Below are 24,639 nucleotides of genomic sequence, written 5' to 3'. Positions count from 1 at the left end.
GATCTTGCTGGCCGATCCCGTCGCGAGCGACGACCTCGGTGTCCGCCTTGCCGCACTCGCGCAACCAGGCGACGTCATCACGCTCGCCGGCCCGCTCGGCGCGGGCAAGACGAGCATCGCGCGCGGGTTGCTCGCCGCGCTTGGTCTGGCCGGCGAAGCGCCGAGCCCAAGTTTCGCGATCGTGCAGCCCTATGCGCCGCCCGAAGTGCGATTGCCCGTCCTGCACGTCGATCTCTACCGTATCGAACACCCTGACGAGATGGAGGAATTGGGCCTCGACGATGCGGCGTCCGATTCGCTGCTGATCGTCGAATGGCCCGAACGCGCGCCAGGATATTGGCCGCATGCGCTGGCACTCACCCTGGAGATCATGCCCGATGGCGCGCGCGCCTTGACAGCGCGGGTCCCGGCGGCATGGAAGGCGCGATGGCACCTGATATGAATCCCCCGGCCGCCGCGGCCGACTTTCTTCGCGGCATCGGCTGGGCGGAGGCATCGATCCTGCCGCTGGCGGGCGATGCGTCTTTCCGGCGTTATTTCCGCGTGGTCGATCATGATCGCAGCGCGGTGCTGATGGATGCGCCGCCGCCGCATGAAGACCCGCAACCGTTCATCACCATCGCACGGTGGCTGGTCGAGCGCGGCTTTGCCGCGCCGACGATCCACGGCATCGATCTCGACAACGGCCTGGTGTTGATCGAGGATTTCGGCGACGCGCGGATGCGCGAGACGGTCGATGCCGCGCCGGAGAGCGAACTCAGGCTCTACGAAGCCGCGATCGACGTGCTGATTCGCTTGCGCGATCACGAAGCGGGGCCGTTGCCGGGTTATAATCTGCCCGAACTTCACCGCGAGGCGGGCTTGCTCACCGAATGGTATTGCCCGGCGATCGGTGTCGATGCCGACCTTCCCGGTTACCGCGATGCATGGGACAAGGTGCTGGCCAGCACATTGGCCGGGCCGCGCGTGACCGTGCTGCGCGATTATCATGCCGAAAACCTGATGCTGATCGGCGCCGCGGTCGAAGGCGGCAGCGAGACGCTCGGTCTGCTCGATTTCCAGGATGCGCTGGCCGGGCACCCCGCCTATGATCTCGTCTCTCTGTTGCAGGATGCGCGGCGCGATGTGCCGGTGGCGCTGGAGGCTTCGATGCTTGATCGCTATCGGCGGATTACTGGCGTAGGCGACGATTTCGACACCGCTTATCATGTGCTCGGCGCACAACGGAACGCGAAGATCATCGGCATCTTTACCCGACTGTGGAAACGCGACGGCAAGCCGCGTTATCCGGGCATGTGCCCGCGTGTGTGGCGCTATCTCGAACATGATCTGGCGCATCCGGCATTGGCACCGGTCGCGGCCTGGTTCGACGCCAATATACCCGCCGAGATGCGCGGTGATCCCATGACGATCAGCGCCAAGACGTTGGGCAAATGAGTCTGAAGCGCACGCTCGCGATCCGGCCCGATCCGGGCGGCCATGTGCCCGAAACCGCGATGGTCATGGCGGCAGGGCTCGGCAAACGCATGCGCCCGCTGACCGCGACCCGACCCAAGCCGCTGGTCGAGGTGGGCGGCAGGGCGCTGCTCGACCATGTTTTTGACCGGTTGCGTTCGGCCGGCGTCAAGCGCGCGGTGGTCAATGTCCACTATCTCGCCGATGCGCTCGAAGCGCATCTCAACAACCGCGTAAAGGGCATCGACGTGGTCGTGTCCGATGAGCGCGGCAAGCTGATGGAGACTGGCGGCGGCATCGTCCAGGCGCGCGACCTGATCGGCGACCAGCCATTCGTGGTGGTCAATTCGGACAATCTGTGGATCGACGGACCGACCGACGCGATCCGCGCGCTTGCCGCGCGCTGGGACGACGAGCAGATGGATGCGCTGTTGCTGCTCGTGCCGCAGGCGCGCGCGCATTGCCATACCGGGCAGGGCGATTTCCGCGTCGCGCCCGATGGCCGCATTCTCGGACGGCGCCAGCCGGGCAAGATCGCGCCGTTCGTTTATACCGGTGTGCAGATCCTCTCACCGCGGGTGATCGCCGATTGGCCGGAAGGGCCATTCTCGACCATGCTTTTCTGGGAACGCGCGATCGCCGCGGGCCGGGCTTATGGCCTGGTGCATCAGGGATTGTGGTTCGACGTCGGCACGCCGGGCGCGATCGCCAAGACCGAAGCGATGTTGGCTGATGGGTGAGTGGCGCAAGCCAGCACTCTACACGATCCCGGCGCACCGGGCCTTTGCCGATGCGCTGGCGGCGGGACTGATCAAGCGCTTCGGCGGCGGGCCGATGGGGCTCGCACGGGGCATTGTGCTGCTGCCCAACAATCGCGCCAAGCGCGCGCTGACCGATGCCTTTGTGCGCGCGAGCGGTGGCGGCCTGTTGCTGCCCCGACTGGTTGCTATCGGTGATCCATCGCTCGACGAGGCGGCGGGGGCGGCGCTCGACCCTGCCGACGATCTCGATCCGGTGCCGCCGGCGGTGGCGCCGCTACAGCGCCGGATGATCCTCGCACGGCTCGTGTCGGAGGAGGGTGTACGCGCGGGCCAGCCGGTCGATGCGGCAGAAGCGGTCCGGCTTGCCGGAGAATTGGCGCGCACCCTTGACCAATTGCTGGTGGAGGACGTCGCGCCGGCCAGGCTGCGCGAACTGGAATTGGCGCAGGAACTGTCGGACCATTGGAAAAAGGCGCTGTCGCTATTCGGCACGGTGCTCGATCGCTGGCCGGCGGAGCTCAAGGCGCTGGGACGCATCGATCTTGCCGACCGGCGCTCGTTATTGCTGGACCGCCTCGCCCGTCGCTGGCGTGACAAACCGCCCGCCGGCTTCGTCTGCGCGGCCGGCATCACCGACAGCGCCCCCGCCGTCGCGCGGTTGATGCGCTGCGTTTCGGAACTGCCGCAAGGCATGGTGGTGCTCGCCGATCTCGCGCTGGAGATGGACGAGGCCGAGTGGCTCGCGCTCGGCCCGCACAAGCCCGACCCGGTGACGGGACAGCGCCGGCGCTCGATCGAGACGCATCCGCAATTCCATATGAAGCTGCTGCTCGAACGAATGAGCGTCAATCGCGGCGAGTTCAGCGTGTGGCGTGAAGGCGGTGGGCATGACGCGACGATCGCGCGCGGTCGCGCCATCGCCAATGCGCTTGCCCCGGCCGAATTCACCGGGAAATGGACGACGCTGGATGCCGATAAGCGCCGCTTGTCGGGCATCGCCGCGGCCGAACTGGCAACGCCGGCAGAGGAAGCGCAGGCGATCGCGCTGGCCTTGCGCGAGGTGCTGGAGACCGAAGGCAAGACCGCCGCACTGGTCACCCCCGATCGCGCGCTGGCGCGGCGGGTGGCGGCGCATCTCCGGCGCTGGGAGATCGAGATCGACGACACTGCCGGTCGTCCCTTGTCGATCCTGCCATCGGGTACCTTGCTGACCGCGTTGGCCGAGGCGGCGGTGCAGCGTTTCGCACCGCTTGCGCTGCTCGCGTTGCTCAAACATCCGCTGGTTCGTTTCGGCGAGGGGCGGACGGCGTGGCTCGACGGTGCGCGCAGTCTCGATCGAGTGCTACGCGGACCGCGTCCGGCCGCCGGGCTGACCGGGATCGACGCGCATCTTGCCAACGCGCCCGAGCGAGAGGCGAATCGCCGCGCCGAGGCAGCGATATGGTGGCCAGAGGCGCGCGCGCTGCTGGCGCCGATCGAGGCGGTGTTCAGCGGCGGCGCACAACCCTTGCCGGCAATGGTCGCGGCGCTACGCGAAACGGCGCAGGCATTGTGCGGCGATGCGCTGTGGGGCGGCCCGGCGGGACGTGCCGCGGCCGAACTACTCACCGAACTGGAAGCGCAGGCGGGGGCCGGGCCGGTGCTGATCGAGCCCGAGAGTCTCGCGCCGTTGCTCAAGACGTTGATGGACGAGGTCGCGGTGCGGCCACCGCAGGGCGGGCATCCCCGGCTGGCGATCTACGGCCTGATCGAGGCGCGCCTGCAAACCGCCGACCTGATGATCCTGGGCGGCCTTAATGAGGGTACCTGGCCGGGTCAGCCCGCGCCCGATCCCTGGCTCGCACCGCGTATCCGTAGCGAGCTTGGCTTGCCAGGGCTGGAACGCCGGGTCGGTGTGTCGGCACATGATCTCGCCAGTGCACTCGGCGCACCGGGCGCGCTGCTGACCCGGGCGCGGCGCGATGCGAAGTCGCCGGCGATCGCTTCGCGTTTCTGGCTGCGGCTCCAGGCGCTGGCCGGCGAGCGTTTCGAACGCGCGGTGGAGCTGGAAGGCTGGAGCCGCGCGCTCGACGATCCGGGCGAGCATCTGCCCGAATCTCAGCCAGGGCCGTCGCCACCGGCTGAACTGCGCCCGAAACGCATCGCGGTGACCGATGTCGACCGGCTCAAGGCCGACCCTTACGCCTTTTACGCCAAGCGCATCCTGCGTCTGATGCCGCTCGATCCGGTCGATGCCGATCCGAGCGCGGCGTGGCGCGGCAGCGCGGTGCACGAGGTGCTCGAAACCTGGGCGCGTCAGGACCAGTGCGATCCGACCAAGTTGCACGCGCGCGCACTGACCATGCTCGCCGATGCGCATCCATTGATGCAGGCATTATGGCAGCCGCGCCTGATGGAGGCGATCGACTGGATCGTCGCGGAAACAGCGCGCCATGTCGCAGAGGGCCGGACGTTGGTCGCGGTCGAACAGGACGGCAAATGCGAGATTGCCGGTGTCACGCTGACCGGCAAGTTCGACCGGGTCGATCGCTTGCCCGGCGGCGGGCTGGCGATTATCGATTACAAGACCGGCAAGCCGCCCTCCGCCGCCGCCGTCGCGGAAGGGTATAGCCTGCAGCTCGGCCTGCTCGGTCTGATCGCCGAACATGGCGGGTTCGCCGATGCCAAGGGTCGCGCCGATGCGTTCGAATATTGGTCATTGTCGCGCAAGAATGGCAAATTCGGATATGTCGAAAGCCCGGTCGATCCGGAGGGTAAGCGGGGTCGCATTCCGACCGCCGATTTCACCACCATCGCCGCGCGCAACTTCACCGCGGCGGTTCGCGAATGGCTGACCGGAGATGCGCCGTTTACCGCCAAGCTCCATCCCGAATATGCGCCCTATGCCGATTATGACCAGCTGATGCGCCGCGACGAATGGTATGGCCGTGAGCGTGGATAACCGCCCGCTGCCGGTCCTCAAGGACAATCAGGCGCGCGCCAGCGACCCGGGTGCGCATGTCTGGCTGTCGGCCTCGGCCGGCACGGGCAAGACCCAGGTGCTGGCGGCGCGTGTGTTCCGGCTGTTGCTGCGCGGCGTCGATCCCGGCGCGATCCTCTGTCTGACCTTTACCAAAGCAGGCGCGGCGGAAATGGCGGGGCGGATCAGCCAGCGGTTGGCGGCCTGGGTTCGCATGCCGAAATCGGCGTTGTTCAGCGATCTGAGCGCGCTGGGCGAGAAACCCGACGACAGCCTCGCGGAACGCGCGCGCACCCTGTTCGCCAAGGTGCTCGACGCGCCCGGCGGCGGCATCCGTATCCAGACGATCCATGGTTTCTGCCAGAGCTTACTTGCTTCCTTCCCGATCGAAGCGGGGCTGGTGCCCGGTTTCCGGCCATTGGAAGCGCGCGAGGAATCGGTGCTGGCGCGCGAGGCGCTGGCCGAGATGCTGGTCGATGCCGGCCCGCATGCGATCGACACGGTCGGTGCGCTCAGCCTCAGGCTCGGCGAGGGCGAAGCGGAACATTTCCTGCGCGAATGCGCCCGATCACTGGCATCGTTGCAGGAATTGCCGATCGACCTGCAACCCTTTCTGCGTCGCCAGCTCGATCTGCCCGAGGGCGATATCGAAGCGGCGATCGCCGAGGCATGCGACGATTGTGTGTTCGACCATGAAACGCTCGACGCGATCGGCGGCTTCAATGCCAGCTGGGGCACCAAGAGCGGGATCGAACGGGCGGGGCTGGTCTCGGCCTGGCTCGACCGCTCACCGCCCGATCGCGCGGCGACGCTGGGCGAGCTCAACAAGATCTGGGCCAAGGCCGACCTCGACATCCGCTCGTTCGGCAAAGGGCAGGCGCCGCAGGAGCCGGATTATGCCGATCTCGCGACCGGCATGTATGACTATTGCTCCGCGCTGCTGCAGATGCGCGTGCGCGGCGCATATGTCGATTTGCTGGCCGACGCGCTGATCGTCGGGCGCGACTATGCCAATGCCTATGCGCTGGCAAAGCGGCGGATCGGTGCGGTCGATTTTGATGACCTGATACGATCGGTTGTCGAACTGCTGGATCAGCCAGACATGGGGGAGTGGATCCGCTACAAGCTTGATCAGGTGACCGAACACGTCCTGATTGATGAGGCGCAAGATACCAATGTGGCTCAGTGGCGTATCATACGAGCGCTCGCGGACGAGTTTTTCGCCGGCCAGGGTATCTATGGGGCCCAGACTCGCACGCTGTTTACCGTCGGCGATCAGAAACAGGCGATCTTTGGTTTCCAGGGCACCGACCCTCGCAATTTTGAAGCGGCGGGACTCTATTTTGCCAGGCGCGCAGATGAAGCTCGTGGTGATGAAGAAACCGCCGATGACGATCGTGGTTTACCGTTCGAGCACCTGTCGCTGACGTCCTCGTTCCGTTCGACCAAGCCGGTGCTCGAGTTTGTAGACGCCGCGCTTGGCGCTTTGGGTGATCCGGGGCTCGGCGCGATTGCCGATCTACATGCCAGCGAAGTGGCTGGCCCCGGCACGGTGACGCTGTGGCCGCCGATCGTCGCCGGCGGCAGCGAAGAGGACGTCGAGGGCTGGATCCCCGACGCGACGCGCGCGCTGGCGACACGGATCGCACGGACGCTGAGGGACTGGCTCTACGGGCCGACACCGCTGATGCTGGAAAGCCAGGGCCGGCTGCTCCACCCCGAGGATGTGATGATCCTGGTCAAGCGGCGCGGCGAACTCGCCTCGGTGATCGTGGCGCGGCTCTATGCTGAGGGTGTGCCTGTTGCGGGGGTCGATCGCCTGCGCCTCAATGCACCGCTCAGCGTGCAGGACCTGCTCGCCGCGATCCGTTTCGTGTTGCAGCCGGGCGACGACCTGTCGCTGGCGAGCCTGCTCGTGTCGCCGCTGATCGGCTGGAGCCAGGACGACCTGATGGCCGCTGCACCGCGCGGTTCGGGCAGCCTGTGGGCGCATCTGCGTCGCACCCAGCCGGCGGAGCGGCTCGCATCGTTGCTGGCGATGCTGGCGCGCGCCGATATTGCCACGCCCTATCGCTTCCTCGAGGAACTGCTCTCGGGGCCGCTCGACGGGCGGCGCAAGATGCTGCGCCGTTTGGGGCAGGAAGCGCGCGACCCGATCGAGGAACTGCTCAACGCCGCGCTCGATTTCGAGACGCAGTCGACGCCTTCGCTGCAGCGCTTCCTCGACTGGTTCGACCGCGGCGATGTCGAGATCGTGCGCGATCCATCGGCGCCGCTCGATGCGGTCCGGGTGATGACCGCGCATGGCGCCAAGGGCTTGCAGGCGCCGCTGGTGATCCTCGCCGATGCCACCGCCGATCCTTCGCGCACGCCAACCCGTATGCTTAAATGGGCGGCCGATGGCGGCGCTGCCTTCCCGATCTTCCGGCCGCGCAAGGACGAGGCTGGCGGCCCACTCGCCGAGTTGCTCGAAAAGACCGCGCGGAGCGAACTGGAGGAGCATTGGCGACTGTTCTACGTCGCCGCGACGCGCGCGGAGGAGCGCCTTGTGATCGCCGGGGCGCTCGGCCCGATGGCCAGGGGCGTACCGCCCGAGACGAGCTGGTACGCGGCGTCCGACCGCGCCTTTGAGTCACTCGGGATCGAACCGTCGGAGGACGCCAGGCATTATGTCGGTCGCGTACCGCAAAAACCGGTCGCGCTGAAACCGAAGGGAGCCGATCGCACTTCGTCCGGCGCGCCTCTGCCCGACTGGACCAGGCGCAAGGCACCGGTCGAGGTGCGCCCGCCGCGTCCGCTCGCACCGTCCTCGCTCGGCGAGGATATGGTTGCCGATCCGCCGCCATCGCCGGCGATGCGCGTCGCGGCTGAGCGGGGCCGGTTGATCCATGCGCTGTTCGAACGCCTGCCTGCCGTTGCGCCCGCCTTGCGGGCAGCGTCGGCGGAGCGGTGGCTTGCCGGGGCAGGCGGCGTCGAAACCGCTGCCGATCGCGCCGATATCGCGACAACCGTACTGACTGTGCTGGACGACCCACTTTTTGCCGACCTGTTCGGGCCGGGCTCGCTCGCCGAAGCGCCGATCGCCGCGGTCGTGGCGGATGGCGTGGTCGTGTCGGGCACGGTCGATCGCCTGCTCGTCACCGATGACATGGTTCGCGTGATCGATTTCAAGACCGGGCGGCATGCGCCTGTGGGATTGGGCGATATTCCGCCCTATCATCTGCGTCAGATGGCGGCGTATTGCGCGGCCCTGGCGGCGATCTTTCCCGATCGTACGATCGAGGCGGCCTTGCTCTACACTTCTGGCCCCGCGCTGTTCGCGCTGCCGCCGGGGCTGCTCGACATGCACAAGCCGGGCTTTGTCGCCAACGAACAAAGCTACGCAGTCGGCGCTTGAGCGCGACCCGCGCGCTCCCTAGATTAGCGTCAACAAAGGAGACTTCATCATGGCCACCAAACAGGTTACCGATTCGAGCTGGGACGTGGACGTCGTCAAGGCCGATGGCCCCGTGCTCGTCGATTTCTGGGCGGAATGGTGCGGGCCGTGCAAGCAGATCGGGCCGAGCCTGGAAGAGATTTCGGAAGAACTGGGCGGGCAGGTGACGATCGCCAAGCTCAACATCGACGATAACCCCGATATCGCCGCGCAGATGGGCATCCGCAGCATCCCGATGCTCAAGCTGTTCAAGGGCGGCGCTCCCGTCGCCGAATTGCTCGGCGCACGCCCGAAGAACCAGCTCAAGGCCTGGCTCGAAAACGAACTCGCCTGACCCGAACACTGAGCCGACCCTCCCTTTCCTACGAGGACAGGAAAGGGGGCGTCGACTAGTGACCGCGCTTGTTCAAACCCAAGCGCTTCCCGTCCCGATGGTCGATAGAGGGTCAGGTGAAGCGTCTGGCGCCGGCGACGCATAGGATGACGATCGCGGTGGATGCGATCATTGTCCAGGCAACGGGTTCGCCGAGCAGCACGCCAGCCAGCACCAGCCCGAAAAAGGGCTGAAGGAGCTGCAACTGGCCGACACCCGCGATCCCGCCGAGCGCCAGGCCCCGATACCAGAACACGAATCCCAGCATCATCGAGAAGATCGAGACATAGGCGAAGCCCGCCCAGGCTGGCGCACCGATGCTGCTCCACCTCACCGGCATCGACGCCAAAGCGATCACGGTCATCAACGGCAACGCCAGGACCAGTGCCCAACTGATCACCTGCCATCCGCCAAGGCGCCGCGAGAGCGTGGCGCCCTCCGCATAACCGAGCCCACAAAGCAGGATTGCCGCGACCATCAGCATATCGCCGACGACCGATCCGCCATCGCTGCGGTACAGCGCAAAGCCTGTGACGGTCGCTGCGCCGAGCGTCGAGAACAACCAGAAGGCAGGCCTGAGCCGCTCTCCGCCCCGCACCACGCCAAAGATCGCGGTGGCAAGCGGAAGCAGGCCGACAAAGACAATGGAGTGTGCTGCGGTAATGTGGCGAAGGGCCAGCCCAGTCAGCAGCGGGAAGCCGATGACGACACCGATCGCGACGATCGCAAGCGGCACGAGGTCGCTGCGTAGGGGCCTGGCCTGCCGCATCACAAACAGAAATATTACGCCGATCAGCGCTGCGACGACTGCGCGTCCCGAGGTCAGGAACACCGGCGAGAAGTCGGCGACCGCAACGCGTGTCGCCGGCAGCGACCCGCTAAAGATGATGACGCCCAGAAACCCGCTTCCCCAGCCGGCGGTAGTCCGTTCCATATGTCCTCGCTTTCGGGGATACGCCTACGCGACCAGCGATGGCACCAACAGGAACAATTGGGTACAATGTGGGACAAGTGTATGGCTATGAGGATCCATACAACCGGGATGAATAAAGATGCATCGTGAAGCGACGCGAACCGAAGAGCTGATGGCGGCAATCCGAGCCAAGGTCAGAAGCCGGGCGATCGGGCCGGGCGATCGACTGCCTTCTGTGCGTGGTTTCGCCGAGACCATGGGGGTGTCGCCCTCGACCGTGGTCGAGGCCTATGACCGGCTTGCGGCCGAAGGGTTGATCCGCGCAAAACGTGGTTCGGGCTTCTATGTCACCAGCGCAAATATGCCACCAATGTCGATCGGCGAGATGGGACCGCGCCGTGACCGCGCGGTGGATCCGTTCTGGGTTTCCCGCCAATCGCTCGACGCCGATCCCGAGGCGTTGAAGCCGGGATGCGGGTGGCTTCCAGCAGACTGGATGCCGAACGGCGCGCTGCGACAGGGCTTGCGTGCACTCGCGCGGGCCGACGATGCGCTACTGTCCGATTATGGCAGCACACGCGGCTCGCTCAAGCTCCGCCGACTGTTGCTTGGCCGCTTTGCGGAAGAAGGAATCGATGCGGGATCGGACCAGCTCCTGCTCACCGGATCCGGCACGCAGGCGATCGATCTTATCTGCCGTTACTTACTGCATCCCGGCGACACGGTGTTGATCGATGATCCGGGATATTTCAACTTTCAGGCGCTGCTCCGTGCGCATCATGTCAAGGTCGTCGGCATCCCATATACGCCGACCGGACCTGATACCGCCGCGTTTGAGGCCGCACTGGTTGCGGAGCGGCCACGGCTTTACATCACCAACTCCGCGCTTCACAATCCGACCGGAGCGAGCTTGTCGCCACAGGTGGCCCATCGTCTGCTGAGTGCCGCGGCCGCGCACGATCTGACGATCGTCGAGGACGACATCTTCGCCGACTTCGAGCCTTCTGCTTCTCCGCGCCTTGCCGTCCTGGACGGCCTCGATCGCGTCATCCGTATCGGCAGTTTCTCGAAAACGCTCTCCGCGTCGGTGCGCTGCGGTTACATCGCCGCGCGCGGTGATTGGATAGAGGGGCTGGTTGACCTTCAGGTGGCGACGAGCTTTGGCGGTCCGAGCCCTGCTGCGACCGAATTGATCGCGAATGTCCTCGCGGGCGGGAGCTATCGCAAGCATATGGCCGGCCTGCATCGGCGGCTCGCGCGGGCGCGAACCGAGACGGCTGATCGGCTTGCAGCTCTCGGCATCGTGCCGTGGATCATGCCGCGGGGCGGGTTTTATCTTTGGTGCCGCCTGCCCGACGGACAAGATTCCGCCGATGTCGCGCGCTACTGCGTGGAACGCGGTGTGGTTCTTGCCCCTGGCAACGTGTTTAGCGTCGCGCAGTCGGCCGCGCCGTTCATGCGCTTCAACGTCGCGCAATCGGAGGACCAGTTCCTCTTCGAAACATTGCGGACATGCCTTGCCGGTTGAGCTAGTCGGCGGAGAGTCGGCAACTCGCATCGATGGCGGTTAAACCTCTCTCCCAGACCAATTTGGGACGGCCGGCTTCCAGCACCCGGCTGACCTCAAACCGGCATGACGATCTGCCCGATGCGCGGGAAATGCACCGCGACGGTGCCGACGCGCGGATCGTCGCGCAGGATCGCGACGTCGCGTGACGTCAGCCTAACCAGCCTGCCTTCGACCACGTCCGCGCCGGGATCCTCCGTACGCACCGTGACCGGCTGACCGGCGGTGAAGCTGCTATCTTCGTCGATCCGTTCGACGACCATCGGCTCGGCATCCCGCGCCACGTCGAGCGCCTCTTGCGCGGTCATGTCGGTCGGCGATCCATGGCCGATCGCCTCGACTCGTGCGATCCACGCGCCGACATGCGGGAAGGGGGCGGTGCGCGATCCCTTCAATCCGAAATTGCCCTGGAACCAGACATTCATGCCCGCCGCGCAATCGGCATAACCCGGCGCGTCGCCGCCGAGGAACGCGCGGCCATCGGACAGCGCGTCGTCGATCCGCGCGAGCCAGCCGATGAACTGCGCCGTCAGGTGCGGCGCACCGCGTCTCACGCGTTCGCGGTCGAACCCGAACAGCTTTTTGCGATCCTCGAAAAATTCGTCGTCGATGCGATCGATGAACGGTGCCATCGCCGATCCGACCGACTGGCTGAAGGTCGTGCCGCCGGACTGCAAAGCGACCAGCGCGGCAAGCCGACCGAGGGGCGCGGGGAACAGACTCGGTTCGGCCTGGAATGCCTCGATCGCCTCGATCGCGATGGCGCTGTCGCAATAGATATCCGCGCCGATCTGGAACACCGGCGTCTTGCGGTAACCCCCGGTCAGCGGGATCAGATCGGGTTTGGGCGCGATATTGGGAATGATCACCGATCGCCAGGCCGCGCCCTTGATGCCGAGCGCAAGGCGCAGGAGCTCGCTATAGGGCGACATCGGATAATGATGCAGGATCAGGTCGGGCATTGCTCTCTCCGTGCCGCCTCAGGTGAGCGGAATCATGACTTGCGCCGCGAAGGCCGGGCGTGTCCTCAGTCGCTCATACCACTCCATGACATGCGGTACAGCGGGCCGGTCGATCGGCAGCGAGAACCAGGTGTGTGCATAGACGCCCATCGGGATATCGCCGATGCCGAAACAGTCGCCGGACAACCAGCCTTGCGCGCTTAGCGCCTCGTCCAGCACTGCCATATGTCGCCCGCAGGCAGCTGCCGATCGGGCGATGCGCGCCGGATCACGCTTCTCGACCGGCAGTCGCACCAGGTTGAGAAAGGCGTCGCGTTGCGCGTCGGCAAAGGTGAACTGCCAGTCCATCCATTTGTCGCCTTGCGCCCGAACCGCCGGGTCGTCGTGCCAATATGTGTCGGGTCCATATTTTGCGGCAAGGTAACGCAGGATCGCGTTCGATTCCCACAGGACGAAACCATCATCGTCGATCGTCGGGATCAGCGCATTGGGATTGAGTGTCAGATAGGCGTCGTCCATGCCGAACTGACCACCGACATCGCGGCGCACATGGGGCATGCCGATTTCGGCGGCGAGCCAGGCGATTTTCTTCACATTGTGCGAATTGGGCCGCCCCCAGATCGTCAGCACCGGGCTCAGCTCCGGTAATCGCCGTTGATCGAGATGTAGCCGTGTGTCAGGTCGCAGGTCCACACCGTGGCGCGGCCATCGCCGAGACCGAGTTCGACGCCGATATCCACATCGCTGCCTTTGAGATGCGCCGTGACCGGCGCTTCGTCATAGCCGGTCACGGCCAGGCCATCGCGCGCGACCTGCGTCTCGCCGAAACGGATCGCCAGTCTGTCGCGCTCGGCCGGTTCGCCCGCCTTGCCGACCGCCATCACGACGCGGCCCCAATTGGCGTCCTCGCCAGCGATCGCGGTCTTCACCAGAGGTGAATTGGCGATCGAGAGTGCGATGCGGTGCGCGCTCATGTCGCTCTCCGCCCCGGTCACGTCGATGGTGATGAATTTCGACGCACCTTCGCCGTCGCGCACCACGAGATGGGCGAGTTGGCGGCACAGGTCGGCGAGCGCGGCACGAAACGCGTCCGCACCATCGTCGTCGGCCGAAACGAGCGGGGCATTGCCCGCGGCGCCGGTGGCAAAGGCGAGTACCGTGTCGCTGGTCGAGGTGTCGCTATCGACGGTAATGCACGAGAAAGTCTTCACATTGGCGTCGGACAAGGCCGATTGCAGAAAGGCGGGATCGACCACGGCATCGGTGAAGACGAACCCAAGCATCGTCGCCATGTCGGGCATGATCATGCCCGAACCCTTGATGATTCCGACCAGGGTGACCGTCTTGCCATCGACGATCGCCGTCGTGACCGCGCCCTTGGCGAAAGTATCCGTGGTCATGATCGTCGCGGCGGCGTCTTCCCAGCCGCAGGGCTCAGCGGTGAAGGCGGCGTTCAGCCCGGCCTCCGATTTGTCGATCGGCAGCGGCACACCAATCACCCCGGTCGAGGCGAGAAAGACGTCGGAGGGTTGGCAACCGAGATGTTGCGCGGTGCGCGCGGCGAGATTCTCGACCGCTTCACGGCCGCGATCACCGGTAAAGGCGTTGGAGTTGCCCGCATTGACCACCAGCGCGCGCGCCTCGCCGAGCGTCAGCGCCTTGCGGCACCATTCGACTTCGGGCGATGGGCAGCGGCTCTGTGTGAACACACCCGCAACGACGGTAGCGGGATCAAGCGTGACGAAGGTCAGGTCGCAGCGATCCCAAGTCTTGTAATGCGCGCGAGCGATACGCAACGTCACGCCGGCGATGGCGGGAAGCGCGGGGAATCCGACGGGGGCGAGCGGCGAGATGGTCGAGGTCATGCGAACCCCATAACCGTGATTGCGAAACAGGTCACCGGCGGTTTCGCCGATATTGTCATTTACATGCCGGCTCGCGGCTGGGGCCGCTGCCCGACACGCGCTTGTCATAACCCGCTTGTACCGGGGATAGAATCGACAAAGGCCGCGACCCGATGAACGCTACGATCGCCGCAGGTATCGCGCCCGGACGACCCGATCTCGACAAGGGCCTGGGCGTCGCCGGAAAACTGGGCTTTGGCGCCGCGATCTTTGCCGCACTGCTCTATGTCGGGTACAGCGTCTATAGCGATGCCAGCGCGGTCGGGGTCGAGGCAACCGCCTATCTGCCCTTCATCCTGCTGTTCGTCGCGTTGCTGATCGCGCTCGCCTTCGAATTCGTGAACGGATTTCACGATACCGCGAATGCGGTCGCCACCGTTATCTATACCAATGCGATGCCGGCTAACGTCGCGGTGGTGTGGTCGGGTTTCTTCAATTTTCTCGGCGTCCTGCTGTCGACCGGCGCGGTGGCATTCGGCATCGTCTCGCTACTGCCGGTCGAACTGATCCTGCAGGTCGGCTCCAATGCCGGTTTCGCCATGGTTTTCGCGTTGCTGCTCGCGGCGATCGCGTGGAACCTGGCGACCTGGTGGCTGGGCATTCCGTCTTCATCGTCACACACGCTGATCGGATCGATCATCGGCGTCGGCGTCGCCAATGCGATGATGCACGGCAAGAGCGGCACATCGGGTGTCGATTGGTCCAAGGCGGCGGAGATCGGTCAGGCGTTGCTGGTATCGCCGTTGATCGGGTTTGCCGTCGCGGCTTTGCTGTTCCTCGCGATGAAGCTGCTGATCCGCAACAAGGCGCTGTATCAGGAGCCCAGGCCGGGTGTGCCACCGCCCTTGTGGATCCGGAGCTTGCTGATCTTCACCTGCACTGGCGTCAGCTTCGCGCATGGTTCGAACGACGGGCAAAAGGGCATGGGCCTGATCATGCTGATTCTGATCGGGACGGTGCCGACCGCCTATGCGCTGAACCGCGCGGTGCCGGCAAAATATTCGGTTGATTTCCACATGAATTCGGTCGGCGCGACCGACACGCTGGGCGGACCCGCGGCCGGCGCATCGCCCAAAGCTGCGCGCAATGTCGTGACCAACTATATCGCCGACAAGCAATTCACGCCGGCGACTGTGCCGGCGCTGGCCACGCTGATCCGCGATGTCGATCAGAAGGTCACGGAATATGGCTCGTTCACCAAGGTCCCGGCGGCGGCGGTAGGCAATATCCGCAACGACATGTACCTCGCATCCGAGGCGATCAAACGGCTCAACAAGGACAAGAATGCCGGGCTGTCGGAGGCGAGCGGCAAGACGCTGGCCACCTACAAGGAATCGCTCGACGCGGGCACCCGCTTCATTCCCACCTGGGTCAAGATTGCGGTCGCCTTCGCACTCGGGCTGGGTACGATGGTCGGCTGGAAGCGGATCGTCGTCACGGTCGGCGAAAAGATCGGCAAGACGCATTTGACCTATGCGCAGGGCGCGGCGGCCGAACTGGTCGCGATGGGCACGATCTTCGGCGCCGATCATCTCGGGCTGCCGGTATCGACCACCCACGTCCTGTCCTCGGGCGTCGCCGGCACAATGGCGGCGAACGGATCGGGACTGCAGATGAGCACGATCCGCAACATGCTGATGGCCTGGGTGCTGACGCTGCCGGTGTCGATCCTGCTGGCCGGCGGTCTCTACATGCTCTTCTCGCAGATATTGTAGGAAGGGCGGGTCACGCGCGAGACTCTTATTCCGGATCTCATGCGCTTTGGTGGCATGCGACCTGGATTGATCTGGGGGCTGGATTTCACCACCTCAGGCAACCTCGCAGTCGAAGCCTGCGACGCGCCGCAGCCCGGCGGCCTGCGCTGGCTACACCTCAATCTCGCGGACCATGGCACGCGCAGCTGGATCGAAGGCGCGGCGCTGCCAATCGACGTGCGCGAATTGCTGCTGTCGCCCGACACGCATCAGCGTGCTCTGGTCGACGGCGACACGGTCGGGTGCGTGCTGCATGATTTCGAGCGCGATTTCGATGTCGCCGACACGGCAAGGATCGGTGCACTCCGCATCGCGCTGACCCCAACGCTGATCCTCACTACCCGGTCGCACCCGATCCGGTCGGCTGATATCGTGCGTCAGCGGCTGGAGCGGATGCCGACACTCGCCGGCCCGGCCGCGGCGCTCGATCTGCTGGTCGGCGCGATCACCGAGAATGTCTCAGGGATCAGCCGCACGCTCAGCGACGATGTTCGTATCGCCGAGGATGCGCTGCTCGACGGACGTGATCCGCCGACCACCCGCGACCTGATCGGCATCCGTCGCCGCATTGCCCAGATCCACCGGATGCTGGGCGGCATGCGTGAGGTCTTCCGTCGGCTTGAGGAGGATGAGGAACTGCCCGAAGCGCTGCTCGCCACGGTCGAGAAGCTGGTGCAGCGCCTGCAATCGCTCGACGGCGACATCATCGCCGTGCAGGGCCAGTTGCGGCTGTTGCGTGAAGAACTGGATATCCAGGCGGCGCAGCGCACCAACCAGAACCTTTACGTCCTGTCGATCATGACCGCGCTGATGCTGCCCGCGACCCTTGTCACGGGCATTTTCGGGATGAATACCGGTGGTATGCCGCTGGCATCGTCGATGGGCACGATGGGCGCCACGCTGCTGGCGCTAGGGGCGGCGGTGGCGACCTATCTGCTGCTGCGCCGGCTCGGCTTCATGCGTCGTTAAATGGCCATGGCTACCCAAGATGTCTATTTAAGCATTTGGAATATCGTTAATTATCTATCAGCCTCGCGCTCACGTAGCAGCGAATATTTGACACATACCGGTGTGACATATCTCCCGCCGCCCATCCCTTCAGTTCCGCTGCCGACGGCGATTCAGTTATGACGCAGGGTCGGGCATATCATGCTCTGCCGGATCTATACCGGCTTGCTCTTTCTTATTGTCGGAACGGGATTGCTCCAGAGCGGCGAAGGCAAAAGCGTCGCGTTTAGGCTGTATAAGTGTCGATCCGGCACATGCAATTCGGTCGGCACGGGCTGGCGGATATAGTCGTCGTGCCGCACGCGCTCCGGCAAGGTCACTGTGCCTTGGGTACATCGCCATAGGGAATCTGGTCGAGCAGATGCGCGATGCAGTTGAGCCGCGCCTTCTTCTTGGCGACTGCCTTGACCACCAACCACGGCGCTTCGGTAATGTGCGTGCGCTCCAGCATCGCTTCGTTGGCACGGGTATAATCCTCCCAGCGGCGTCGCGATTCGACATCCATTGGCGAGAGTTTCCATTGCTTGAGCGGGTCATGGATGCGCATGTTGAAGCGGAACTCCCATTCCGCGCCGGTGATCGAAAACCAGTATTTCAGCAGGATGATGTCGGAGCGCACGAGCATCGGTTCGAATTCGGGAACCGAACGGAAGAATTCCTCGCATTCCTCCTCGCTGCAAAAGCCCATGACCCGTTCGGCCCCGGCGCGATTGTACCAGCTGCGGTCGAACAGCACGATCTCGCCCGCTCCCGGCAAGTGCGCGGCATAACGCTGGAAATACCGTTGGGTGCGCTCGCGCTCATTGGGGGCGGGGAGTGCCGCCACCCGGCAGACCCGCGGGTTGAGCCGTTGAGTGATGCGCTTGATCGCGCCGCCCTTGCCCGCCGAATCGCGGCCTTCGAAGATGAAGACCACCTTTAGCCTCTTGTGCTGTACCCAGTCCTGCAGCCGGACCAGTTCATGCTGGAGCCGGACCAGCCCACGGAAATAGACGCGCCGTTCGACCTGTTCGCGATCGGGATGATCCGCCAGATCGGCAAGCAGGGTTTCGTACCGGCTTTCATCGATCTCCATTTCCAGCTCCTCATCGAAACTGTCGGCGATCTCCTGTTTGACGCGGTCCATTTCGGCCGAGGAGCCCGGACCGAGAGAGAAGGCAATGATGGTTTTCCATACCGTTGAGTCCGTTAACTGGCGGAGGGCTGTGACAGACGTGTGAACTCTTTTGGTGCGATCAGCTCAGGCCTGTAGAGGGTCGGTCGCATCGATGATCGGGAGATGGACGGATACGCGCGGACTCCATAAACGTGATTGAGGACCAGGACACGGGAGAATTCAGCGATGCTGTCACTTGCGATTGGGATCGCGATGCAAATGGTCGTGGCGCCGATGTTGGCGAGAGAACCTCAGGCGCTGAATGTCGAAAAGATCATTTCGCCAGAGGATTACCCACTCAAAGCGCGGGACAAGAATGAATCCGGCGTCGTCTCGATCGAGGTTCAAGTGTCGTCGGACGGCAAACCGACAAGCTGTGCGATAACCGAATCGAGCCGCTCATCCGCGCTCGACACGACGTCGTGTCGGCTGGCGCTGCAACGTCTCAAATTTGAGCCGGCGAGAGACGCGGGTGGCATGCCCATGACGGGTATTTATCGCACCTTCATGACTTGGATGATCGACCCCAATTTCAGCCCCGCCGCATTGGATTCGAATCTGACGGTGGCCAGGTTGCCGGCCGATTATGCGCGCCCGGTCAAAATGCGCCTCGAATTTGATGCGTCGGGCCATAGCGATGTGTGCAGCGTGGTCGAATCTAGCGGGAGTATCGGGATCGATCAGGTCGCCTGTCGTCAGGCTCGCAAGGATGTGGTCGTCACACCGCCGCGTCCCGCGCCAGGTTTCGCCGCGCGCGCGGTTCGCTTTATGACGCTCAAGTTCGTTGCGAAGTAAGCACGCGGCGATGGCCAGACTGCCGCAAACCTGGCCGAGAGGCCGTCGATGACCATGAACGGTAAGCCGGTTGACACCTGCATGCCGATCGCCGTGCCGAAACTGTTCAGGGCTTTCCCATGAGCGAGGCGAGCGATCCGCGGCCGGGAACGACTGCCGGAGCCAAGCGATGGATAACGGTCACGGTGCTGACCATATGCGGTTTGCTGATCGTCGCCAGCATCGGGTTCATTTTGCTGTCGGCGCGCGACCGCCCGGGAAATACCAGGCCAAAGATCGTCCAGAAGACCGGGCAAACCCCATCGGCCGCTGTACCCGTGACGCCAACGGACCAGCCGGTCGGTCCCGGCGCACGGCCCGTGCCGCGCGTGCCGGACCCGCCTTATTCCAAACCCGCGATCCTGGCCGTGCCGAAAGGCAATATGGGCGACTGGTTCCCGCAGGATTCCTACCCGGCCGAAGCACGCCGGGTAGAGGAGGAGGGGCGCGTCACGGTCAGCGTAGCGGTCGATCCCAAAGGCGTGCCGCAGAGGTGCTGGATCGTGTCGAGCAGCGGATCCGAATCGCTCGACGACGCGACTTGCCGCCTGGCGCTCGAGAATGGCGAATTCTTCCCGGCGCGCGATGCCGGTGGTCGGTCGATGTGGACGGTATTCTCCCTTCGCCCGGTGAAGTGGCAGATCGAGGATAGATGACAACCCATGCGTCGCGCGTAAATGATGGACGCAGGCCGGGCGGCGCACTACATGCCGCCAGACCTATGCAATTGCTGCTTTTCATTTCTGCCCTGCTGAGCGCGCTTACCGGCGCGATTTCCGGCGTGCGCGCACCGGAAGCACAATTCCATCAGAGTGCCGGCGCAATTGCCGGCGCGCAGGGGTCGGTCACCGCACAGGTCGCCAGCGTTCGTCAGGTCCGGTCTTATCTGACGCTCGTCACCGATCCCCGGTTTGCCGCAACCGCCACGGTGCCACTCGTCGCCCCGGATCTGGCGATCTTCGCTCTGGTCCCGCTCTATCTGAGCAAACCGCGCGAATAAGACGCGCTGGCGCCGGTTCGCGCCGCATCTCGTCATTTTCCTTTCGACGGCAGGGGTACGCCCCGCCGCGATCCAACCTAAATCCACAGGAATTCTCCATGCTCGGCGGCTTTGCCAAATCGCTTTTCGGTTCTTCGAACGACCGTTACGTCAAATCGCTCGGTGCGATCGTCAACAAGATCGCCGGTTTCGAACCGACCATCTCGGCCATGTCGGATGAGGAATTGGCGAATCAGACCGCGGTGTTCCGCGAGCAACTGGCGAACGGCACCAAGATCGACGATTTGCTGCCCGAGGCATTCGCCACGGTGCGCGAGGCGGCCAATCGCGTACTCGGCCAGCGCCATTACGACGTGCAGATGGTCGGCGGTATCGTGCTCCACCGCGGCGAGATCGCGGAGATGCGCACCGGCGAGGGCAAGACTCTGGTCGCGACGCTCGCGGTGTATCTCAACGCGCTGCCCGGCCTTGGCGTGCACGTCATCACCGTCAACGACTATCTCGCCGCGCGCGACGCGGAGTGGATGGGCCGGGTCTATAAATTCCTCGGCATGACCGTCGGGGTGATCATCCCCAATTTGTCCGATGCGCAGCGCCGCGACGCCTATCACTCCGATATCACCTACGGCACGAACAACGAATTCGGCTTCGATTATCTGCGCGACAATATGAAGTACGAACGCGCCTCGATGGTCCAGCGCCCGTTCGCCATGGCGATCGTCGACGAGGTCGATTCGGTGCTGATCGACGAAGCGCGCACGCCGCTGATCATCTCCGGCCCGACCGACGACAAATCCGATTTATACAAGAGCGTCGACCTGGTCGTGAAGGAGCTCGTCCCCGGCGATTACGAGAAGGACGAGAAGCAGAAGACGATTATCCTGACCGAGGACGGCACCGAGAAGGTCGAGCGCATGCTCGAAAATGCCGGGCTGCTCGAGGGGCAGAATCTCTACGATTTCGAGAACACTCAGGTCGTACATCATCTCAATCAGGCGCTGCGCGCGATCGTGATGTTCAAGGCCGACACCGATTACATCGTCAAGGACGGCAAGGTCATCATCATCGATGAATTCACCGGCCGCATGATGGACGGGCGACGCTGGTCGGACGGCCTGCACCAGGCGGTCGAGGCCAAGGAGGGCGTTGAGATCGAGCCCGAAAACCAGACCATGGCCTCAATCACGTTCCAGAACTATTTCCGCATGTATCCGAAACTGTCGGGCATGACCGGCACCGCGGCGACCGAGGCGGCGGAATTCTTCGACATCTACAAGATGAACGTCGTGACCATCCCGACCAACGTCGACATCCAGCGCGTCGATGAGGAAGACGAATTCTACAAGGACACCGCCGACAAGTTCCAGGCGATCGCCAAGAAGATCAAGCTCCACGCCGACAAGGGCCAGCCGGTCCTGGTCGGCACGGTGTCGATCGAGAAATCCGAATTGCTCAGCGACTTCCTGGTCAAGGAAGGCGTGAAGCACGAGGTGCTCAACGCGCGCCAGCATGAGCGCGAGGCGCATATCGTCGCGCAGGCGGGCCGCAAGAGCGTCGTGACCATCGCCACCAACATGGCCGGCCGTGGCACGGATATTCAGCTTGGCGGCAACCTCGAATTCCGCATCAACGACGAACTGACCGAAATCGCCGAGGGGCCGGAACGCGACGCCGCCATTGCGCGGGTCAAAAGCGAGATCGAGGTCGAAAAGGCTGCCGTGCTCGCCGCCGGCGGCCTGTTCGTGCTCGGAACCGAACGCCATGAAAGCCGCCGCATCGACAATCAGCTGCGCGGACGTTCGGGCCGTCAGGGCGATCCCGGCCTGTCGCGCTTCTATCTGAGCCTCGACGACGATCTGCTGCGCATCTTCGGGCCGGATACGCTGTTCGCACGGATGATGCGCAACAATATCGGCGACGGCGAAGCGATCGGATCGAAATGGTTGTCCAAGGCGATCGAGACCGCGCAGAAAAAGGTCGAGGCGCGCAACTATGACGTGCGCAAGCAGGTCGTCGAATATGATGACGTGATGAATGACCAGCGCAAGGTCGTGTATGAACAGCGTAGCGACATCATGGACGCCGACACGGTCGGCGACGTGGTCGAGGATATGCGCGCCGAGACGGTCAACGCGATTGTCGGCGATGCCTGCCCGCCCAATTCCTATCCTGAACAATGGAATGTCGAGGCGCTGAAGGACAAGCTCGCCGAGACGCTTAATCTCGACCTGCCGATCCACGACTGGCTCACCGAAGAAGCGGTCGATCCGGAAATGGTCGAGGAACGCGTGCGCGAAGCCGCCGACGCACTGATCGTGCAAAAGGCGAGCGAGCTCGATCCCGAAACCTGGATCCAGGTCGAGAAGTCGATCCTGCTGCAGAATCTCGACCACCACTGGAAGGAACATCTTGCGACGCTCGATGCGCTGCGTCAGGTCGTCCATCTGCGCGCCTATGCGCAGAAGACACCGATCAACGAGTATAAGCAGGAGGCGTTCTCGCTGTTCCAGCGCATGCTCGAGAGCATCCGCGAAGATGTCACGCGGACCATCGCCTATGCGGAATTCCGTATGAACGATGCCCCGCCGGCGCTGCCTGACTTGCCCGATTTCATCACCACCCATTTCGACCCCTTTTCCGGGGACGACGACACGATGGATATCGATGGGGGATCGGGCATGATCACCACGCGCCTGCCACCGCTGTCGATCCCGCAACTCGACGGTTCGGATATCGGTGAGGATCCGGCGGACTGGGAAGGCAAGGTCAGCCGCAATTCGCCATGCCCGTGCGGATCGGGGCGCAAGTACAAACATTGCCACGGCGCGGTTTGACCGGGAGCCAGACCTGAAATCTCGCCGTCATTCCCGCGAAAGCGGAAATGACGATGAGTGACTGTTTCATCAGGAACAAAAAAAGAGCCACGCCAACCTCGGTCGGCGCGGCCCTTTTCGTAAAGTCGGCCCTTATTTGGGCGTAACCACACTCGGTCCGATCGAATCCATCACCGCACGGGCATCGAACGCGCGGACATTGTCGCGTGGTTTCGGGCCCTTGCCGGTCACGATCTCGGCGGTCGCCTCGAACCGGTCGATCGTGCGCACATCAATGTCGCGGTCGAAGAACGGATCGCCCCAGAACGGGCTCCAGCTTCGCCAGCCATAGCCGCGGCCATAATAGCGCCAGCTCGGGCCCCAGCCGCCATAGGCGCCAAAACCGCCGCCAAACGACGGCGTGGAGTAGGTGCGGGTCTGGCGATCGACATCGCGCTCGGTCAGGATGAAATAATCATTGCCGCTCTGAACCGTCAGTTCGGCGGCGCGGAACAGCAGATAACGCTCGACTGTGTCGCGCGAGGTATAGCTGTTGCCCGAAAAACTGACGAGATAACGGTTCGGCTCGACCTGACGATCGCTATAGCCCGATCGGGCAAAACCCGATCCGGTGGCCGGACGATAGGTGGATTCGGTCGCGCAGCCGGCAACAGCCAGTAGGGCGGACGCGAGCGCGGCGGTGGCAAGACGGCGGCGAAGCGGGGAGGCGGACATTCGGTTTCTCCAATACGGCCATATGCGATTGAACGAGCCGCATATGCCGTTAACGGTGGAACGATCTAAAAGCCGTAAGTTTCCGGTAAGGATTTTTACCTTTTCACTTTAATTTCTGTAAGATGTCTAAGGGCTTAACAAGCTCGTTTCGCAATCGAAATTTTCTCTTCGATCTACCCATATCCTGGCACCTCCAATTCGTGGGTTGCCGACGCGCGGGATCGGCTCAGGGCTGGATGACGTTAACTATGCGCGCCTTTCCCCGGGCGCGGAAGACGTGCCGAGCCAATATTCGCGTACTGCCTGGAATGATATGGATCTACTTCGAGATCGGGACGTTTGCGATACGACATTCCCAATCGTGTATGCCGTATGCTCGCGGTCGGAATACTCATCAAGGATCAGCCATGACATCGACGTCAACCGTTCAGACGCGCAGCCGTTATTCACCATTTATCGCGATCGCCGCAGCCATCGCGGTCGTTAGTCCGGTCAATTTCGCGGCGGCGCAATCCAAAAACGAACAATCGACCGCGCAGATCGTCACACAGCCCGCTCGCGACGTCGGTATCGAGAAAACCAAGATCCCGCCCTTGCTCGCCGAAGTGAGCGAGAACCCCTATACCACCGACGGGACGAGTGGCTGCGCGCGGCTTGCGTCGTCGATTGCCGCACTGAACGATGTAATCGGTCCGGATTTCTCGGCATCGCCGACCCAGAACAAGCGGAACGTTGCCAAGATCGGCGGTGCTGCGCTGGTGAATTCACTCATTCCCTTCCGCGGTATCGTACGCGAAGTCAGCGGCGCGGGGCCCGCAGAACGCCGTCTGAACGCGGCGATTGACGCGGGTGTGGCGAGGCGTGGTTTTCTGCGCGGGTTGCAGGTCGCACGTAACTGTCGTCGCTAGCGCCTGGCCGAAGTCCTGCGCGTCGACGACATCGCGTCAGGCGTCGCGACGTGGGCCATGAGGTTGGTGGAGCCGTAATGTTTGGCGCGTTTCCCACTGGT

General features: G+C 63.9%; 20 protein-coding genes. 14 read left to right on the top strand and 6 right to left on the bottom strand.

Annotated features, from left to right (window positions below):
- Position 1: 1 nt before the first annotated feature.
- Genes tsaE through trxA form a run of 6 tightly spaced genes read left to right on the top strand, consistent with a single transcriptional unit; the run spans position 2 to position 8,945 of the window.
- Positions 2-442 (top strand): tRNA (adenosine(37)-N6)-threonylcarbamoyltransferase complex ATPase subunit type 1 TsaE, encoded by a 441-nt coding sequence (tsaE, locus tag ACVWZA_RS05860; RefSeq protein WP_457310529.1) that lies wholly within the window; start codon positions 2-4, stop codon positions 440-442.
- On the top strand, positions 439-1,437 hold the full coding sequence (locus ACVWZA_RS05855) for an aminoglycoside phosphotransferase family protein (RefSeq protein ID WP_457310528.1): 999 nt from the start codon (positions 439-441) through the stop codon (positions 1,435-1,437). The genes tsaE and ACVWZA_RS05855 overlap by 4 nt, the downstream gene beginning before the upstream one ends.
- Complete coding sequence (locus tag ACVWZA_RS05850; RefSeq protein WP_457310233.1) at positions 1,434-2,195, top strand: nucleotidyltransferase family protein; 762 nt, start codon at positions 1,434-1,436, stop codon at positions 2,193-2,195. Before ACVWZA_RS05855 ends, ACVWZA_RS05850 begins: the two co-directional genes overlap by 4 nt.
- A complete protein-coding gene (gene addB, locus ACVWZA_RS05845; protein WP_457310232.1) occupies positions 2,188-5,157 on the top strand; it encodes a double-strand break repair protein AddB in 2,970 nt (989 codons plus the stop codon). The genes ACVWZA_RS05850 and addB overlap by 8 nt, the downstream gene beginning before the upstream one ends.
- Positions 5,138-8,572, top strand: coding sequence for a double-strand break repair helicase AddA (gene addA, locus ACVWZA_RS05840; protein WP_457310231.1), 3,435 nt, complete (start codon positions 5,138-5,140; stop codon positions 8,570-8,572). The genes addB and addA overlap by 20 nt, the downstream gene beginning before the upstream one ends.
- A gap of 49 nt (positions 8,573-8,621) precedes the next feature.
- Positions 8,622-8,945 (top strand): thioredoxin, encoded by a 324-nt coding sequence (gene trxA / locus ACVWZA_RS05835; RefSeq protein ID WP_457310230.1) that lies wholly within the window; start codon positions 8,622-8,624, stop codon positions 8,943-8,945.
- A gap of 112 nt (positions 8,946-9,057) precedes the next feature.
- Here the strand turns inward: trxA and ACVWZA_RS05830 are convergent, their stop codons facing one another.
- Positions 9,058-9,918: a DMT family transporter gene (locus ACVWZA_RS05830; protein WP_457310229.1), complete on the bottom strand. Its 861-nt coding sequence runs from the start codon at positions 9,916-9,918 to the stop codon at positions 9,058-9,060.
- Positions 9,919-10,036: 118 nt separating this feature from the next.
- Here ACVWZA_RS05830 and ACVWZA_RS05825 point away from each other — a divergent pair, with 118 nt between their 5' ends.
- On the top strand, positions 10,037-11,425 hold the full coding sequence (locus ACVWZA_RS05825) for an aminotransferase-like domain-containing protein (protein ID WP_457310228.1): 1,389 nt from the start codon (positions 10,037-10,039) through the stop codon (positions 11,423-11,425).
- Positions 11,426-11,520: 95 nt separating this feature from the next.
- Here the strand turns inward: ACVWZA_RS05825 and ACVWZA_RS05820 are convergent, their stop codons facing one another.
- From ACVWZA_RS05820 to argJ, 3 genes are read right to left on the bottom strand one after another with little or no spacing between them, the layout of a single operon-like run.
- Entirely contained in the window at positions 11,521-12,426 is a 906-nt protein-coding gene (locus ACVWZA_RS05820; protein ID WP_457310227.1) for a glutathione S-transferase family protein, read from the bottom strand.
- Between the two features lie 18 nt (positions 12,427-12,444).
- The gene (locus ACVWZA_RS05815; RefSeq protein WP_457310226.1) at positions 12,445-13,056 is read right to left on the bottom strand and encodes a glutathione S-transferase family protein; all 612 of its coding nucleotides are present in this window, start codon (positions 13,054-13,056) and stop codon (positions 12,445-12,447) included.
- A 5-nt stretch (positions 13,057-13,061) separates the two neighbouring features.
- A complete protein-coding gene (gene argJ / locus ACVWZA_RS05810; protein ID WP_457310225.1) occupies positions 13,062-14,291 on the bottom strand; it encodes a bifunctional glutamate N-acetyltransferase/amino-acid acetyltransferase ArgJ in 1,230 nt (409 codons plus the stop codon).
- Between the two features lie 152 nt (positions 14,292-14,443).
- Here argJ and ACVWZA_RS05805 point away from each other — a divergent pair, with 152 nt between their 5' ends.
- Entirely contained in the window at positions 14,444-16,045 is a 1,602-nt protein-coding gene (locus tag ACVWZA_RS05805; RefSeq protein ID WP_457310224.1) for an inorganic phosphate transporter, read from the top strand.
- Positions 16,046-16,099: 54 nt separating this feature from the next.
- Positions 16,100-17,053, top strand: coding sequence for a transporter (locus ACVWZA_RS05800; protein WP_457310223.1), 954 nt, complete (start codon positions 16,100-16,102; stop codon positions 17,051-17,053).
- Positions 17,054-17,408: 355 nt separating this feature from the next.
- Here the strand turns inward: ACVWZA_RS05800 and ppk2 are convergent, their stop codons facing one another.
- Positions 17,409-18,218: a polyphosphate kinase 2 gene (ppk2, locus tag ACVWZA_RS05795; protein WP_457310222.1), complete on the bottom strand. Its 810-nt coding sequence runs from the start codon at positions 18,216-18,218 to the stop codon at positions 17,409-17,411.
- Positions 18,219-18,434: 216 nt separating this feature from the next.
- Between ppk2 and ACVWZA_RS05790 the strand changes: the two genes are divergently transcribed.
- The 4 genes from ACVWZA_RS05790 to secA all read left to right on the top strand — a co-directional run bounded on the left by ACVWZA_RS05790 (position 18,435) and on the right by secA (position 22,916).
- Entirely contained in the window at positions 18,435-19,043 is a 609-nt protein-coding gene (locus tag ACVWZA_RS05790; RefSeq protein ID WP_457310220.1) for an energy transducer TonB, read from the top strand.
- Positions 19,044-19,162: 119 nt separating this feature from the next.
- Positions 19,163-19,738: an energy transducer TonB gene (locus tag ACVWZA_RS05785; RefSeq protein ID WP_457310219.1), complete on the top strand. Its 576-nt coding sequence runs from the start codon at positions 19,163-19,165 to the stop codon at positions 19,736-19,738.
- Positions 19,735-20,082: a hypothetical protein gene (locus ACVWZA_RS05780; protein WP_457310218.1), complete on the top strand. Its 348-nt coding sequence runs from the start codon at positions 19,735-19,737 to the stop codon at positions 20,080-20,082. The genes ACVWZA_RS05785 and ACVWZA_RS05780 overlap by 4 nt, the downstream gene beginning before the upstream one ends.
- A gap of 98 nt (positions 20,083-20,180) precedes the next feature.
- Positions 20,181-22,916: a preprotein translocase subunit SecA gene (gene secA, locus ACVWZA_RS05775; RefSeq protein WP_457310217.1), complete on the top strand. Its 2,736-nt coding sequence runs from the start codon at positions 20,181-20,183 to the stop codon at positions 22,914-22,916.
- Positions 22,917-23,048: 132 nt separating this feature from the next.
- Here secA and ACVWZA_RS05770 read toward each other — a convergent pair whose 3' ends face one another.
- Positions 23,049-23,630: a CC0125/CC1285 family lipoprotein gene (locus ACVWZA_RS05770; protein WP_183112902.1), complete on the bottom strand. Its 582-nt coding sequence runs from the start codon at positions 23,628-23,630 to the stop codon at positions 23,049-23,051.
- Between the two features lie 407 nt (positions 23,631-24,037).
- Here ACVWZA_RS05770 and ACVWZA_RS05765 point away from each other — a divergent pair, with 407 nt between their 5' ends.
- Positions 24,038-24,538, top strand: coding sequence for a hypothetical protein (locus tag ACVWZA_RS05765; RefSeq protein WP_457310216.1), 501 nt, complete (start codon positions 24,038-24,040; stop codon positions 24,536-24,538).
- The last annotated feature ends 101 nt before the right edge of the window (positions 24,539-24,639 follow it).

It is taken from the genome of Sphingomonas sp. UYAg733 (assembly GCF_054057355.1).
The sequence above is the reverse complement of the archived record's forward strand: the minus strand, read 5'-3'. Positions and strand labels throughout refer to the sequence as shown.

Coding starts and splice junctions, on each gene's coding strand:
- ACVWZA_RS05770 (WP_183112902.1), bottom strand. CDS start 23,630: ATGTCCGCCTCCCCGCTTCGCCGCCGTCTTGCCACCGCCGCGCTCGCG.
- trxA (WP_457310230.1), top strand. CDS start 8,622: ATGGCCACCAAACAGGTTACCGATTCGAGCTGGGACGTGGACGTCGTC.
- ACVWZA_RS05800 (WP_457310223.1), top strand. CDS start 16,100: ATGCGACCTGGATTGATCTGGGGGCTGGATTTCACCACCTCAGGCAAC.
- argJ (WP_457310225.1), bottom strand. CDS start 14,291: ATGACCTCGACCATCTCGCCGCTCGCCCCCGTCGGATTCCCCGCGCTT.
- ACVWZA_RS05780 (WP_457310218.1), top strand. CDS start 19,735: ATGACAACCCATGCGTCGCGCGTAAATGATGGACGCAGGCCGGGCGGC.
- ACVWZA_RS05830 (WP_457310229.1), bottom strand. CDS start 9,918: ATGGAACGGACTACCGCCGGCTGGGGAAGCGGGTTTCTGGGCGTCATC.
- ACVWZA_RS05820 (WP_457310227.1), bottom strand. CDS start 12,426: ATGCCCGACCTGATCCTGCATCATTATCCGATGTCGCCCTATAGCGAG.
- ACVWZA_RS05765 (WP_457310216.1), top strand. CDS start 24,038: ATGACATCGACGTCAACCGTTCAGACGCGCAGCCGTTATTCACCATTT.
- ACVWZA_RS05855 (WP_457310528.1), top strand. CDS start 439: ATGAATCCCCCGGCCGCCGCGGCCGACTTTCTTCGCGGCATCGGCTGG.
- ppk2 (WP_457310222.1), bottom strand. CDS start 18,218: ATGGACCGCGTCAAACAGGAGATCGCCGACAGTTTCGATGAGGAGCTG.
- addA (WP_457310231.1), top strand. CDS start 5,138: ATGGCCGTGAGCGTGGATAACCGCCCGCTGCCGGTCCTCAAGGACAAT.
- ACVWZA_RS05785 (WP_457310219.1), top strand. CDS start 19,163: ATGAGCGAGGCGAGCGATCCGCGGCCGGGAACGACTGCCGGAGCCAAG.
- ACVWZA_RS05790 (WP_457310220.1), top strand. CDS start 18,435: ATGCTGTCACTTGCGATTGGGATCGCGATGCAAATGGTCGTGGCGCCG.
- ACVWZA_RS05805 (WP_457310224.1), top strand. CDS start 14,444: ATGAACGCTACGATCGCCGCAGGTATCGCGCCCGGACGACCCGATCTC.
- addB (WP_457310232.1), top strand. CDS start 2,188: ATGGGTGAGTGGCGCAAGCCAGCACTCTACACGATCCCGGCGCACCGG.
- ACVWZA_RS05825 (WP_457310228.1), top strand. CDS start 10,037: ATGCATCGTGAAGCGACGCGAACCGAAGAGCTGATGGCGGCAATCCGA.
- secA (WP_457310217.1), top strand. CDS start 20,181: ATGCTCGGCGGCTTTGCCAAATCGCTTTTCGGTTCTTCGAACGACCGT.
- ACVWZA_RS05850 (WP_457310233.1), top strand. CDS start 1,434: ATGAGTCTGAAGCGCACGCTCGCGATCCGGCCCGATCCGGGCGGCCAT.